Raw genomic sequence first — 13,303 nt, 5'->3', positions numbered from 1 at the left:
ACTTGTGGGAGTGAGCCTGCTCGCGATGGCGCTCTCAAATCAAACACAACGCCAACTGCGCAGCCACCCGGCAAACCCCAACCGAACATCTATCCTTCAAAAAGGTCAACCGAGGGAGAACAACGGACCGGAGGGATGCTCATCGTGCATATCGCTGACATAACCATGTTCTACGCCCCTGCCAGCGGTGGCGTGCGCACGTATCTGGATGCCAAACACCGACGCCTGGGCATCAAGCCCGGCATTCGCCACAGCCTGCTGATTCCCGGCGCCCACCTGGGCGAACAGGACGGCGTATACACCGTTCCCGCCCCCGCCCTGCCCTTCGGCAAAGGCTATCGTTTTCCCGTTCGCCTCGCCCCCTGGCGAAATGTCCTGCAGGATCTGCAGCCCGATCTGATTGAAGTCGGCGACCCTTACCTCACGGCCTGGGCAGCCCTGGACGCGCGACGTCAGCTGGATGTTCCGGTGATTGGCTTTTATCACTCGGATTTGCCGCTGCTGTGCAGCAATCGCATGGGCAACTGGGTAACACCCAATGTCGAAGCCTATGTCAGGAAGCTGTATGGCAACTTCGATCGGGTACTCGCGCCCAGCCAGGTCATGGCCGACAAGCTGATTGGCCTGGGGGTACAAAATGTCTATGTGCAGCCTTTGGGCGTCGACCTGCAAACCTTCCACCCTGGCGCTCGCGACACGAGGCTGCGGGCGGAACTGGGTATTGCCGAAGACAGCCGCCTGCTGATCTTTGCCGGTCGCGGTTCCAAGGAAAAAAACCTGCCCGTGCTGCTCGATTGCATGAAGCGACTGGGCCCGCGCTTTCACCTGCTGCTGGTGGGTTCATCGATGCCAACACTCGTGCCGGATAACGTCACGGTGATCGATCAGTTCTGCCCGGCGCCGCACGTGGCTCGCCTGATGGCCAGCTCCGATGCACTGCTGCATGCTGGCGATCAGGAAACCTTCGGCCTGGTGATCCTCGAAGCCATGGCCAGCGGTATCCCGGTAATCGCGGTAGCGGCCGGGGCCTTTCAGGAAATCGTCACCGACCAGTGCGGCCTGCTCTGCGCACCCAACAGTCCGGCGGCAATGGCCAGCGCCGTCCACGCGCTATTCAGTTCGGGCAGTACGGCCCTGGGTCAACAGGCTCGCCGTCATGTGGAACAGCATTACGCCTGGGATACGGTGGTCGACAGCCTGCTGGGGCATTATCATGCTGTGCTGGGCACGCAATGGCCGCTGATCGCCAATGGTTGAATCCGCGAATCCCCCCTGCCTGCTGCTGGTGCTGCACGATGTCGCACCGCAGACCTGGCCCGACTATCAGCCTTTCGTCGAAGCTGTCGATGCCCTGGGCGCGGTGCCGATGACCTGGCTGGTGGTACCTGACTTCCACAAACACAATGACCTGCAAGCGCACCCGGACTTTCGCCGACTGCTGTCCCATCGTCTGGCCCGGGGTGACGAACTGGCACTGCACGGCTATTTTCATTGCGACGAAGGTTCACCGCCGAGCACCCCACGAGACTGGTTCATGCGCCGTATCTACACCCACGAAGGTGAGTTCTATCACCTGACCGAGCAGCAAGCGCTGTCCCGCCTGCAGGCTGGCATCGAGATGTTCCGGCGCTACGACTGGCCCCTGGAAGGGTTCGTCGCGCCGGCCTGGTTGATGAGTGCCGGAACACGGCAAGCCCTGCGCCAGTTGCCGCTGAGCTACACCAGTGATCCACAGCACCTTTACCGCCTGCCGGACTTCAGCGTTGTGGACGCGCCGGGACTGGTGTGGAGCGCCCGCAGTGCCTGGCGTCGCGGCCTGTCGAAGTGGCTCAGCGACCGCCGGGAGCAACGCTGGCAGCAAGCGCCGGTGATTCGCCTCGGCCTGCATCCGGTGGACATGCGCCACCGGTTCTCCCGGGATTACTGGCTGCAAACCGTCAAGCGTCTGCTGGATCAGGGGCGTATGCCGCTGACCAAGGCCGACTGGTTGCGACTGCCAGACGCTGCTGTCGGTCGCCGCGCATGAGCCGCGTCATTCTTCTTCTCGTCGCGCTGCTGGTTGCGGTGCTGATCCCGTCCCTGCTGGGCGGGAATGAAACCTGGTATCGGTTGCGGCATTTCCCCCTGCACTGGCTGCTGATCATGTTCGGCATGATTCTGTTGTGCTGGGTCCTGAACACCCTGCGCCTGCGGCTGTTATTGGGCGATCAGTGTCACAAGGTCGGCCGCCTGAAAAGTCTTGGGGTGGTGATGGCCGCCGAGTTTGCCTATTGCGCCACGCCTGGAGGCAGCGGCGGACCTCTGACGATCATGGCCCTGCTCTCGCGCCAGGGCGTTCGCCCGGCCAGGGGCAGCGCGGTGTTTGCGATGGATCAGCTCAGTGACCTGGTGTTCTTCCTGTGCGCGCTGAGCGGGATCCTGATCTACGCACTGTTCCAGCACCTGAGCCAGCGAATGGAATGGCTATTGATGGTCAGCGCCATTTCAATGTTTGGCGGCCTGGTCAGTTGCGTCGCGGTGGCGCGCTACCACCGATTGCTGATCCGCCTGAGCGGCCGCCTGCTGGCGCGTCTCAATGTCAAAGCCTCAACGCGCATGCGTTGGGCACGCAAACTCCTGCACTTTCTCGCCGCATTCACCGACACCCTGAAACTTCCCCGTCAGACGCTGATCAAGGTATTTGCACTGACCTGCCTGCATTGGGGTTTGCGTTACAGCGTGTTGTACCTGGCCGTGCGCGGCCTGGGGGCGGACCTGCAGTGGGCCTGGACGTTCCTGATCCAGATGCTGTCTCTCAGCGCCGGGCAGTTCAGCCTGTTGCCCGGCGGCGCCGGAGCGACAGAACTGACCTCGGCCGCGTTGCTGGCGCCGATGGTGGGCAAGTCGACGGCGGCGGCGGCCATCCTGATCTGGCGGGCCGTGACTTATTACTTCTACCTGGTGGTGGGAGGACCGGTGTTCTTTTTGCTGCTGGGGCGACCGCTGCTGAGGAAATTGATGAGGCTCAAGCAGGCTTAGGGGTGGTTTGCCCCGAAGTTTCCACGGGGCCCAAATCCTCGTCCTCTGGATGCAACGTCTCCCACAACTCCCGCGCACCTGGAAACTCCGTGCCATCCTCGGCACTCAAGTCATCGGGATCGTAACGACTCAAACAGCCCTCCCCCAACGTCGCGGGAGGCGTGGAAGTCGCCTTGTCGATTGGATCAGCCATTAACAAATCCTCACTGCAAAAACAACAAAGGGCCTGCAGCGATTGAACGCCCAGGCCCTTCGAAATTCAACAAGGTTGTGCGGCTATCAGAACACCACAGTCTTGTTGCCGTGGACCAACACCCGATCTTCGAGGTGATAACGCAGGCCACGGGCCAACACCATCTTCTCGACATCCCGGCCAAATCGCACCATGTCTTCAATGCTGTCGCTATGGCTGACACGCACCACGTCCTGTTCGATGATCGGACCGGCGTCCAGCTCTTCGGTCACGTAGTGACAAGTGGCACCGATCAACTTCACGCCACGCAGCGAAGCCTGGTGATACGGCTTGGCGCCAACGAACGAAGGCAGGAAGCTGTGGTGAATGTTGATCACCTTGTGCGCGTACTCGCTGCACAACTCCGGCGGCAGGATCTGCATGTATCGGGCAAGTACCACCACCTCGGCATCGTGCTGTTTGACCAGACGCGAGACTTCCTTGAATGCCGGTTCCTTGTCCTGCGGGTTCACCGGAACGTGGTAGTAAGGAATACCATGCCATTCAACCATGCTGCGCAAGTCATCGTGGTTGGAAATCACGCAGGAGATTTCGCAATCGAGCTCATCGCTGTGCCAGCGGTGCAGCAGGTCAGCCAGGCAGTGGGATTCACGGCTGGCCATCAATACAACACGCTTCTTCTGCGCGGTATCGGTAATGCGCCAATTCATCGAGAACTCTTCGGCAATAGGCGCGAAGGCCTCTCGAAAAGCTTCAATACCAAAAGGCAGCGAGTCGGCACGGATTTCGTGACGCATGAAGAACCAGCCACTGAGGTTGTCCGAGTGATGGCTCGCTTCAGTGATCCAGCCATTATGTGACGCCAGAAAGTTACTGACTTTAGCAACGATACCGACGCGGTCCGGGCAAGCAATCACCAGCCGAAAAGTGCGCATGGGGGGGAAACTCCAGAACTTCGCAAAGGCCGCCATTCTAGCGATTACGCAGCAAAACTGCAGTACTGATGATGGCGGGTGTTGCGCCTGGCCCGGGGAAACAGCTCCGGCAACCGTTCCGCTGCGCGCGATGGTGGTCTGACAGGCGATATTCAAGCGGCAATTGTGAAGATGGGCGAAGACAGGTTCAGAGTATTTAATTGCCCGCACAATTTAACGCCTACTCATCGTAAGTGAATTAAATAAACTTCGGTTAAATGTTTACTTGATGAAACACCCTGACTATTATTGGCGCACTGTCACCTGCTATCCAGCGTCCATCATAAGGTAGTCATCATGTCCTTGATCAACGAATATCGCGCCACCGAAGAAGCTATCAAAGAGCTGCAAGCCCGTTTGAAGAATCTGTCCCAAGACGACAAACTGCAAACCGAGCTGGAATTCGAAGGCAAACTGCGCACCTTGATGGGCGAGTACTCCAAGTCCCTGCGCGACATCATTGCGCTGTTGGACCCGGAATCCAAAACCAAGGCTCCACGCGGTGGCGCAGTAAAAACTACTGGCACCAAGCGTGCTCGCAAAGTTAAACAATACAAAAACCCGCACAACGGTGAAGTCATCGAAACCAAAGGTGGCAACCACAAGACTCTGAAAGAGTGGAAAGCCAAGTGGGGCGGTGACGTGGTTGAAGGCTGGGCGACTCTGCTGGGCTAAGCCACAGAGCGTGGCGCAGACTGATCCGCGCCAAAAAAAACGCCAGCTAAATGCTGGCGTTTTTTTATGCCCGGCATTCAACACCGGGCATGTTCGTTTTCAAAGGTTCAAACGAACCCGTAATACCTGGACATATTTTTGCCAGTCATCCAGCACTGCACATTGCTCCGGCGTGGCAGTAAGCATCAGTTGAGCTGCGGCCTCTGCAAAAGAGTTGAGGGTATTGGGCGCGCCCCACTCAGGTGCGGACAAACGCTGCCGACAGAATATCTGCCAGCGTTCCTGTTCTTCGAAACTCAGGGTGTCAGGGAAGTTGCGCGCGCGATATCGAAACAATAATTCAGGCAGGCGCTCATCATCGAACGGCCACTTCTGTTGTGCCAGTTGGGCGGGATCTGCCGCCCGGACTTGTTCACACAAACGCCGATCCCGATCGCCGATAAAACCATCGTATAACTGTTGTTCCGGGTCATCACTGGAAGGAAAACCTTCGCGGGCATAGATCGCCTGAACTTTATCTTTCCAAACTTGCTGTGCGTCACTTAGCCGCAGCGCACGCGCCTGATAAAGCGTCATGTCCAGCCCAAGGCGGTGCTGATCCTGCTCACGCAGTACCGACAAGGGCGCTAAGACCGGGCACTTGTTGATGTGAATAAGCTTCAACGGCACCGGCAACTCGCCCTCGGCCAGATCATCGCTGCGGGTATACAGGCGCTCGCGAAGCGCTTCGGCATCCAGATCGAGCAAGCATTGGGGATCGAGGTGCAAGTCGCAGACGATCAGGGCGTTCTTGTTTTTCGGGTGCCACGCCAGTGGCAAGACCACCCCGACATAGTTGCGCGCCGCCGAGAAGCGCCCGGAGATGTGCACCATGGGTTGCAGCAGACGGATCTGATCCAGCACCTTCTGCTTGCCGCGCAACTGAAAGAGCCAGTCGTAAAGTTTTGGCTGCTTTTGCCGGATCAGCCGAGCCAGGGCGATAGTGGCGCGCACGTCCGACAGCGCTTCGTGGGCGTTGCCGTGGTCGATGCCGTTGGCTGCCGTCAGGCGTTCGAGCTTGAGTGTCACCCTTCCCTGTTCGTCCGTCGGCCACGCCAGGCCATCGGGGCGCAGGGCGTAGGCGGCGCGCACCACGTCGATCAGGTCCCAGCGGCTGTTACCGCCCTGCCACTCGCGGGCATAAGGGTCGAAGAAATTCCGGTACAGGCTGTAACGGGTCATTTCATCGTCGAAACGCAACGTGTTGTAGCCGGCGCCGCAGGTTCCCGGTGCGGCGAGTTGGGCGTGCACCCGGGTCATGAAATCTGCTTCGCTCAGACCTCGCTCGGCCAGGCACCCGGGCGTGATGCCGGTGATCGCACAGGCGGCAGGATGCGGCAGGATATCCTCGCTGGGCTGGCAGTACAGGTTGACCGGCTCGTCAATTTCATTCAGCGCGAAGTCGGTGCGGATGCCGGCAACTTGCAGCGGGCGATCGCAGCGCGGATTGATGCCGGTGGTTTCATAGTCGTACCAGAAGATGGAAGTCACGGGCTGTTCCTGAACTGAAGATCGGCAAAGTCTAGGCGTTCAAGCAAGGCTGCGGCCAGTGCTGATGTGATTCGGGCAGCGCGAGTTGCATACGGGGTATTACATTGTGATGTCGTTTCCCCCCGGGAGGCTGTTAGCATCCAGTCGATCGAATCCCGAACAGGCTACATCAAGGTTGCCCATGCTCGAGACCCCGGCACTGCCAAGGAAAGCGACGCTGTCACCGCCACTGGACACGCGGCATCAGGTCGAGACGCCAGAGGGCATCGACCTGCCACTGCGTCCGGCCGGGCTGGTGGTACGTGTACTGGCTTTCTCCATCGACCTGGCCTTGCGCGGGTTGATCCTCGGCTTGCTGTTCATCGTGCTGTCTTTTCTGGGTAAGCTCGGCGCTGGCCTGGGTTCGATCCTGCTGTTCGTCGTGAGCTGGTGGTACATGGTGCTGTTTGAAGTGCTCAACCAGGGCCGTTCGCCGGGCAAGCAGTGGATGGGGTTGCGCGTCGTACAGGACGATGGCACCCCGGTCGGCTGGTCCGCCTCGCTGTTGCGCAACCTGCTGCGGTTCGTTGACATGCTGCCCTTCGGCTATGCCCTGGGCGCGATCAGTTGCCTGCAACACCCTACCTTCAAACGCCTGGGCGACCTCGCCGCCGGCACGCTGGTGATCTACCGCGAACAACCGCTCAAGCGCCCGGCGCTGCCTGACGTCGAACCCCGTCGTCCCGTGGTGACCCTTACCCTGGCCGAGCAGCGGGCCATCCTCGGATTTGCCGAACGCCAGGGTGACCTTTCTGCAGCACGGGCCGACGAGCTGGCCGCCATCGTCGCCCAACCCTTGCAACTCCACGCACCGAAGGCCGTCGCCGAACTCGGCGGGATTGCCCGCGGCTTGATGGGGCCGGCATGAAGCAGAGTCTGTTCGAGAACCGCCACAGGGTTGAATGGGATCGATTTTCCCTGACGCTCGACGGCCTGGAACGGGGCAAAAAAACCTCCGGCGCGAGCAGTTTCCCTGCGGACTACCGTCGCCTGTGCCATCAACTGGCGCTGGCCCGTGAGCGTGGCTACAGCAGCTTCCTGGTTGACTCATTGCAGCAACTGGCGCTGCGTGGTCATCAGCAACTGTACCGCCAACGCGGCCAGCTGGGAGCCAAGGCCTTGGCGTTTATCCTGGCCGGCTTTCCGCGACTGGTGCGCGAGCAGTGGCACTTCGTCCTCGCGGCAGGCCTGTTGTTCTTCGCCAGTCTGATCGGCTTTGCGCTGCTGGTGTATTGGATTCCGGAGCTGATCTACAACCTGATTCCGGCGGAGCAGGTCAGGCAAATGCAGGAAATGTATAACCCCGAATCCGGTCAGCTGGGGCGCACGCCGGAACGGGCCGCCAGCGAGGATTGGGTGATGTTCGGCTACTACATCATGCACAACATCGGCATCGCCTTTCAAACCTTCGCCAGCGGGTTGCTGTTTGGCCTTGGCAGCGCGTTTTTCCTGGTCTTCAACGGCTTGATGATCGGCGCGGTGGCCGGCCACCTGACCCATATCGGCTTCGGGCAAACCTTCTGGTCGTTCGTGATCGGGCACGGCGCCTTTGAACTCACAGCCATCGTGCTGGCGGGTGCTGCGGGCCTGCAACTGGGCTGGGCGTTGATCGCGCCGGGACGGCTGAGGCGCGCCGAGGCCTTGCGAACGACGGCCAGGACAAGCGTGGGCCTGATCTGCGGGGTGATGCTGTTTCTGGTAATTGCCGCCTTTATCGAAGCGTACTGGTCATCGATGACCGGGCCGGCACCCGCCATCAAGTACCTGGTCGGCGCCGTGCTCTGGTCATTGGTCAGCGCGTATCTACTGTTTGCCGGACGGACGCGCCATGCGCCTGAGTGATGCAACGGTCGTGATTCGCCCCCGCCGAACCTGGGAAGCCATGGACCTGGGTGTGCTGCTGAGCCAGCGTCATCGCCGCTTGCTGATGACCAGTTGGGCCATCGTGACCCTGCCGGTGTTTGCGCTGCTTAGTGTGCTGCTATGGGATTCACCCACCCTGGCCGTGTTCATCTTCTGGTGGTTGAAACCGGCATTCGAACGCCTGCCCTTGTTCATCCTTTCGACAGCACTGTTCGGTGAAACACCGACATTAAAACAGGCGCTGCGCCAATGGCCGCGGCTGCTAAAGCCTCAGTTAATCGCCAGCCTGACCTGGCGCCGCCTGAGCCTGAGCCGCAGTTTCCTGATGCCGGTCATGCAACTCGAAGGCCTCGATGGCCAGGCAAGGGAACAGCGCCTGCAAGTCCTGATGCAGCGCGACGCCAATGCGGCGCGCTGGCTGACGATCATCGGCGTGCACCTGGAGAGCGCATTGTGGATTGGCCTGATGGTGCTGTTCTATCTGCTGCTGCCGCAACAGATTGAAGTCGACTGGGGCTGGCAAGCCTTGATTTCCGCCAGTCAGCAGGACTGGGGGTGGCTCGAACACCTGAGCAATCTCTTTTACGTGCTGGTGTTGATCGTGTGGGAACCGATCTATGTAGCCTGCGGTTTCAGCCTGTACCTGAACCGGCGCACGCTGCTGGAAGCCTGGGACCTCGAACTGGTGTTTCGCCGACTGCGCCAGCGCCTGAGCACTGCCGCCGTTGTACTGCTGGCGAGTTTTTTACTGATGCCCACGATGCAAGATGCCTGGGCCGCAGAGCCGGCCGTTTCCCCTGATAGCCCGCGCCTTCTGGAGCAACCCCTGACCAGTCAGGCCTCCCGGGACAGCATCAAGGCAATCGTCGATAACCCGCCGTTCAAGAACAGGGAAACCGTGACCCGCTATCGCTTCGGCGAAGAGCAAGCGGGCCCTGGGAACGCTGATGATGACCCCACCCCTGGCTGGCTCAAGGCATTGCTCGAGCTGCTCGACGCCCAGCGTTTTGGCGCAGTGGCGACGTTGCTCGAAGCGTTGCTGTGGGGCGCAGTGATCGGGGCGGCGGGCTTGTTGATCTGGCATTACCGCGACTGGCTGCAGGCCTTCGTCAGCCGTCGTCCGCCGACAGACCGAAAAACACTGCGGGCGCCGCCCCGGCAGGCATTCGGCCTCGACCTTGGCCGCGAAACCTTGCCCGCCGACATTGCCGCCAGTGCCGAACTGCTATGGCAGACCCAACCCCGAGAAGCCTTGGGCTTACTCTATCGTGCCCTGCTAAGCCACTTGCTGCACGACTTCAACATGCCGCTGAAACCGGCCGACACCGAAGGCCAGGTGCTGCAGCGTATCGAACAATTGAACCAGCCGGCATTGGCCGCCTTCAGTAAAAGCCTTACCGGCCACTGGCAGAACATGGCCTACGGGCATCGCGTGCCTCCCACACTGGCACAACAGCAGTTGTGTGACGGCTGGCGTGCCTTGTTCGGCCCGGGAGCCTCGCGTTGAAACGCGGTTACGGCCTGGTGCTCGGCACGATCATCGCGGTGCTGCTGGCGTGCCTGGCTATCTACCTGTATCTGAAGGCCACGCCTTATCAGGAGCAGATCGATCACGGTCCCGCGCCCGAAGCGCTGGCCAACCCTTATCTGGCAGCCGAACATTTCCTGCGCAAACAGGGCCTGAGCGTCGGCCACGCCAATGGCCTCGACATCCTGCCCTCGCTCGATCCGCGCCAGCACAGCCTGTTACTGTTCGGCGACCGGTACAACATGACGCCCAGGCAGGTCGACCAGATCATGAACTGGACCCGTGCAGGCGGGCGCCTGGTGTTCGTCGCCGAATCCCTGTGGGATGACAGGACCGGGCAAAGCAACGACCTGCTGCTCGACCGCGTACAGCTGCATCAATCCCTGAGCAAAGACCTGAAAGATCCGCCGACTGCGCCCGGTGATGACCCCTACCCCAAACTCACCAAGCTTTACCTGGAAGATGACGCAGGGCCGGCCTACGCCGGTTTCGACACTGCCTTTCATCTCGAAGACCCGAACAACCTGGCGCAGGCCTGGGCCAACAGTGCCAAGGCCACGCACATGATGCAACTCAATCACGGATTGGGCTCGATCGTGGTGGTTACCGACGCCGACCTGTGGAAAAACCCGGCCATCGACCAGTACGACAATGCCTGGCTGCTCTGGTACCTCACCGCCGATACGCAGGTGACGTTGGTGTTCAATACCGATCACGACAACCTGGTGACCCTGCTGCTGCGCTATTTCCCCCAGGCACTGGTGGCGTTGATTGCGCTGATCGGCCTGGGCTGCTGGCACGCGGGCGTACGCCATGGCCCGTTGCAGGAAACCCCTGCACCAGCGCGCCGCCAACTGCAGGAACACTTGCGCGCCAGCGCTGCTTTCATGCTGCGCCGCAATGGCCAGCAGAGCCTGCTGCAAGCCTTGCGACAGGACATCCTGCGGCGCGTGCGACGCCGTCACCAGGGGTTTGATCAACTCGGCGTCGCCGAACAATGGCTGGTGCTGTCACGCCTGACCGGCCAACCCACACGCGCTATCAGCCAGGCCATGAGCCCGCGACCGAAGCAGCGGCTCAACAGCGCCGACTTCAGCCGCCAGGTGGCCCACCTGCAATCCTTGAGGAACGCCTTATGATGAGTGAACAGCCAGAACCTGGAACGCCAAGCCACGCCGCCCAGCAACGCCTGCGCGCCAGCCAGCTGGCCCAGGCGGTCAGGGCTGAGTTGCAGAAGGCACTGATCGGCCAGGATTCAGTGATCGATGACGTGCTGACCGCCCTGATCGCGGGCGGACATGTCCTGCTCGAAGGGGTGCCGGGGCTGGGCAAAACGCTGCTGGTGCGCGCCCTGGCCCGTTGCTTCGGCGGTGAATTTGCGCGCATCCAGTTCACCCCGGACCTGATGCCCAGCGACGTCACCGGGCACGCGGTCTACGACCTGCAGACCGAACAGTTCAAGTTGCGCAAGGGTCCGCTGTTCACCAACCTGCTGCTGGCCGATGAAATCAACCGCGCCCCGGCCAAGACGCAGGCGGCGCTGCTGGAAGCCATGCAGGAACGCCAGGTCACCCTCGAAGGCCGCGCCCTGCCCATCGCGCAACCGTTCATGGTGCTCGCCACGCAAAACCCGATCGAGCAGGAAGGCACCTACCCTCTGCCCGAAGCGGAACTGGACCGCTTCATGCTCAAGGTGCGCATGGATTATCCCGACGCCAGCCAGGAACTGGACATGGTGCGCCAGGTCACCCGCTCGACCCGCGCCGACATGCTCGACGTGCAGCCTTTGCGCACGGTTTTACAGGCCAAGGACGTGCTTGCCCTGCAGCGCATTGCCAGCGACCTGGCACTGGATGACCAGGTGCTCGACTACGCCGTTCGCCTGGCGCGCACCACCCGCAGCTGGCCGGGCCTGACCCTTGGCGCCGGGCCACGGGCATCCATCGCGCTGGTGCGCTGTGCCCGGGCGCGGGCGTTGTTGCGCGGCGGCGAGTTCGTGATCCCCGATGACATCAAAGGCTGCGCCCTGGCGGTACTGCGCCATCGGGTGCGCATTGCCCCGGAGCTGGATATCGAAGGCCTGGACGTTGACCAGGTGCTCAGGCAGTTGCTCGATCAAGTGCCGGCACCGCGGCTGTGAAACCCTCGCGCCTGCTGCTGATCTGGCTGGCATTGCTGCTGGCCATCGGTATCGCGCTCGGAGCGTTACGCGCGCTCGGCGTCGCGCTGCCCGCCAGTCTGGCGTCGATCAGTTGGGGGTTGCTCCTGGCACTGCTGATGCTGGCGATACTCGACGCCGTGCGCGTCAAACGCCAGGCCTCGCCGCGGATCACCCGGCATATGCCCACAAGCCTGGCTTTGGGGCGCTGGAGCGATGTGCGACTGGAGGTCGAACATGACTCAGCACACTCACAAACCCTTGAGCTGCATGACCACGCTCCCGATGGCCTGAGCGTCGAGAACCTGCCACTGTCGGTCGAACTTCAACCGGGACATCGCAGCCAGCTCAGTTATCGTCTGCGCCCACTCAAGCGCGGCCACTTCAGTTTCGAACACTGCGAAATCAATCTGGCGAGTCCACTGGGCCTGTGGACGCACAAGCGCCTGTTACCCGTGATCGACAGCACCCGCGTCTATCCCGACTTCGCCCGCCTCTACGGCGGCCAGCTGCTGGCAGTGGACAACTGGCTCAGCCAGCTCGGCGTGCGCCAGCGGCAACGCCGGGGCCTGGGCCTGGAGTTTCATCAGCTGCGCGAGTTTCGCGAAGGTGACAGCCTACGCCAGATCGACTGGAAAGCCACCGCGCGCCAGCGCACGCCGATTGCCCGGGAGTACCAGGACGAACGCGACCAGCAGATCATTTTCATGCTCGACTGCGGTCGGCGCATGCGCAGCCAGGACGGCGAGCTGGCGCACTTCGATCACGCCCTCAACGCCTGCCTGCTGTTGAGCTATATCGCCTTGCGCCAGGGCGACGCCGTGGGCCTGTGCACCTTTGCCAGCGACCAGCCGCGCTATCTGGCGCCGGTCAAAGGCAGCGGCCAGCTCAACGTGTTGCTCAATGCAGTTTATGACCTGGACACCACCCAGCGCCCTGCGGATTACCAGGCAGCCGCCAGCCAGCTACTGGCCCGGCAGAAACGCCGCGCCCTGGTGGTGCTGGTCACCAATCTGCGGGACGAGGACGATGAAGGCTTGCTCAGCGCCGTTCAACGCTTGGGCAAACAACACAGGGTGCTGCTGGCAAGCTTGCGCGAAGAGGTGCTCGACCGCGTGCTGCAGACTCCGGTACAGACGCTCGAGGAATCACTCACCTACTGCGGCACGGTGGACTACATGAACTCACGGGCGCAGCTCCACGAGGGACTGAGCGCCCATGGCGTACCGGTGGTGGATGTGCGCCCGGGGGACCTGGGCGCGGCGCTGGTGACGCACTATTTAAGCCTGAAGCGCAGTGGCAGCACCTGAAGCTTGCGCTTGCTG

13 protein-coding genes are annotated in these 13,303 nt (G+C 61.5%); 10 read left to right on the top strand and 3 right to left on the bottom strand.

Annotated features, from left to right (window positions below):
• The first annotated feature begins 135 nt into the window (after positions 1-135).
• Genes gpgS through gpgF form a run of 3 tightly spaced genes read left to right on the top strand, consistent with a single transcriptional unit; the run spans position 136 to position 3,018 of the window.
• Positions 136-1,257, top strand: coding sequence for an N-acetylglucosaminyl phosphatidylglycerol synthase (gpgS, locus tag AAEZ09_RS15455; RefSeq protein ID WP_350599948.1), 1,122 nt, complete (start codon positions 136-138; stop codon positions 1,255-1,257).
• Complete coding sequence (gene gpgD / locus AAEZ09_RS15450) at positions 1,250-2,026, top strand: N-acetylglucosaminyl phosphatidylglycerol deacetylase (protein WP_045058249.1); 777 nt, start codon at positions 1,250-1,252, stop codon at positions 2,024-2,026. Before gpgS ends, gpgD begins: the two co-directional genes overlap by 8 nt.
• Positions 2,023-3,018, top strand: coding sequence for a glucosaminyl phosphatidylglycerol flippase (gpgF, locus tag AAEZ09_RS15445; protein WP_350599947.1), 996 nt, complete (start codon positions 2,023-2,025; stop codon positions 3,016-3,018). The genes gpgD and gpgF overlap by 4 nt, the downstream gene beginning before the upstream one ends.
• Here gpgF and AAEZ09_RS15440 read toward each other — a convergent pair.
• Together AAEZ09_RS15440 and purU are read right to left on the bottom strand one after the other, a co-directional pair.
• Positions 3,005-3,211, bottom strand: a complete 207-nt coding sequence (locus tag AAEZ09_RS15440; protein WP_045058251.1) for a hypothetical protein — start codon at positions 3,209-3,211, stop codon at positions 3,005-3,007. The two genes, gpgF and AAEZ09_RS15440, sit on opposite strands and share 14 nt — an antisense overlap.
• A gap of 86 nt (positions 3,212-3,297) precedes the next feature.
• Complete coding sequence (gene purU, locus AAEZ09_RS15435; RefSeq protein ID WP_045058252.1) at positions 3,298-4,146, bottom strand: formyltetrahydrofolate deformylase; 849 nt, start codon at positions 4,144-4,146, stop codon at positions 3,298-3,300.
• A gap of 336 nt (positions 4,147-4,482) precedes the next feature.
• Between purU and mvaT the strand changes: the two genes are divergently transcribed.
• Positions 4,483-4,860 (top strand): histone-like nucleoid-structuring protein MvaT, encoded by a 378-nt coding sequence (gene mvaT / locus AAEZ09_RS15430; protein WP_007933316.1) that lies wholly within the window; start codon positions 4,483-4,485, stop codon positions 4,858-4,860.
• 99 nt (positions 4,861-4,959) lie between these two features.
• On the opposite strand, the gene sbcB is transcribed toward mvaT, so the two are convergent.
• Positions 4,960-6,390 carry an exodeoxyribonuclease I gene (gene sbcB, locus AAEZ09_RS15425; protein ID WP_350599945.1) on the bottom strand — a complete coding sequence of 477 codons (1,431 nt, stop codon included), beginning with the start codon at positions 6,388-6,390 and terminating at the stop codon, positions 4,960-4,962.
• Positions 6,391-6,571: 181 nt separating this feature from the next.
• Here sbcB and AAEZ09_RS15420 point away from each other — a divergent pair, with 181 nt between their 5' ends.
• From AAEZ09_RS15420 to AAEZ09_RS15395, 6 genes are read left to right on the top strand one after another with little or no spacing between them, the layout of a single operon-like run.
• The gene (locus tag AAEZ09_RS15420) at positions 6,572-7,297 is read left to right on the top strand and encodes an RDD family protein (RefSeq protein WP_045058254.1); all 726 of its coding nucleotides are present in this window, start codon (positions 6,572-6,574) and stop codon (positions 7,295-7,297) included.
• Positions 7,294-8,271 (top strand): stage II sporulation protein M, encoded by a 978-nt coding sequence (locus tag AAEZ09_RS15415; RefSeq protein ID WP_350599943.1) that lies wholly within the window; start codon positions 7,294-7,296, stop codon positions 8,269-8,271. Before AAEZ09_RS15420 ends, AAEZ09_RS15415 begins: the two co-directional genes overlap by 4 nt.
• Complete coding sequence (locus tag AAEZ09_RS15410) at positions 8,258-9,799, top strand: DUF4129 domain-containing protein (RefSeq protein ID WP_350599942.1); 1,542 nt, start codon at positions 8,258-8,260, stop codon at positions 9,797-9,799. Before AAEZ09_RS15415 ends, AAEZ09_RS15410 begins: the two co-directional genes overlap by 14 nt.
• A complete protein-coding gene (locus AAEZ09_RS15405; RefSeq protein WP_350599940.1) occupies positions 9,796-10,959 on the top strand; it encodes a DUF4350 domain-containing protein in 1,164 nt (387 codons plus the stop codon). Before AAEZ09_RS15410 ends, AAEZ09_RS15405 begins: the two co-directional genes overlap by 4 nt.
• Positions 10,959-11,960, top strand: coding sequence for an AAA family ATPase (locus tag AAEZ09_RS15400; protein ID WP_122840238.1), 1,002 nt, complete (start codon positions 10,959-10,961; stop codon positions 11,958-11,960). The genes AAEZ09_RS15405 and AAEZ09_RS15400 overlap by 1 nt, the downstream gene beginning before the upstream one ends.
• Entirely contained in the window at positions 11,957-13,288 is a 1,332-nt protein-coding gene (locus AAEZ09_RS15395) for a DUF58 domain-containing protein (RefSeq protein ID WP_045058258.1), read from the top strand. Before AAEZ09_RS15400 ends, AAEZ09_RS15395 begins: the two co-directional genes overlap by 4 nt.
• The last annotated feature ends 15 nt before the right edge of the window (positions 13,289-13,303 follow it).

The organism is Pseudomonas sp. 65/3-MNA-CIBAN-0223 (assembly GCF_040310425.1).
Lineage (GTDB): Bacteria > Pseudomonadota > Gammaproteobacteria > Pseudomonadales > Pseudomonadaceae > Aquipseudomonas > Aquipseudomonas gregormendelii.
The sequence above is the reverse complement of the archived record's forward strand: the minus strand, read 5'-3'. Positions and strand labels throughout refer to the sequence as shown.

Excerpts from the sequence above, each read along its gene's own strand:
- gpgS (WP_350599948.1), top strand. The coding sequence starts at position 136 with ATGCTCATCGTGCATATCGCTGACATAACCATGTTCTACGCCCCTGCC.
- gpgD (WP_045058249.1), top strand. The coding sequence starts at position 1,250 with ATGGTTGAATCCGCGAATCCCCCCTGCCTGCTGCTGGTGCTGCACGAT.
- gpgF (WP_350599947.1), top strand. The coding sequence starts at position 2,023 with ATGAGCCGCGTCATTCTTCTTCTCGTCGCGCTGCTGGTTGCGGTGCTG.
- AAEZ09_RS15440 (WP_045058251.1), bottom strand. The coding sequence starts at position 3,211 with ATGGCTGATCCAATCGACAAGGCGACTTCCACGCCTCCCGCGACGTTG.
- purU (WP_045058252.1), bottom strand. The coding sequence starts at position 4,146 with ATGCGCACTTTTCGGCTGGTGATTGCTTGCCCGGACCGCGTCGGTATC.
- mvaT (WP_007933316.1), top strand. The coding sequence starts at position 4,483 with ATGTCCTTGATCAACGAATATCGCGCCACCGAAGAAGCTATCAAAGAG.
- AAEZ09_RS15420 (WP_045058254.1), top strand. The coding sequence starts at position 6,572 with ATGCTCGAGACCCCGGCACTGCCAAGGAAAGCGACGCTGTCACCGCCA.
- AAEZ09_RS15415 (WP_350599943.1), top strand. The coding sequence starts at position 7,294 with ATGAAGCAGAGTCTGTTCGAGAACCGCCACAGGGTTGAATGGGATCGA.
- AAEZ09_RS15410 (WP_350599942.1), top strand. The coding sequence starts at position 8,258 with ATGCGCCTGAGTGATGCAACGGTCGTGATTCGCCCCCGCCGAACCTGG.
- AAEZ09_RS15400 (WP_122840238.1), top strand. The coding sequence starts at position 10,959 with ATGAGTGAACAGCCAGAACCTGGAACGCCAAGCCACGCCGCCCAGCAA.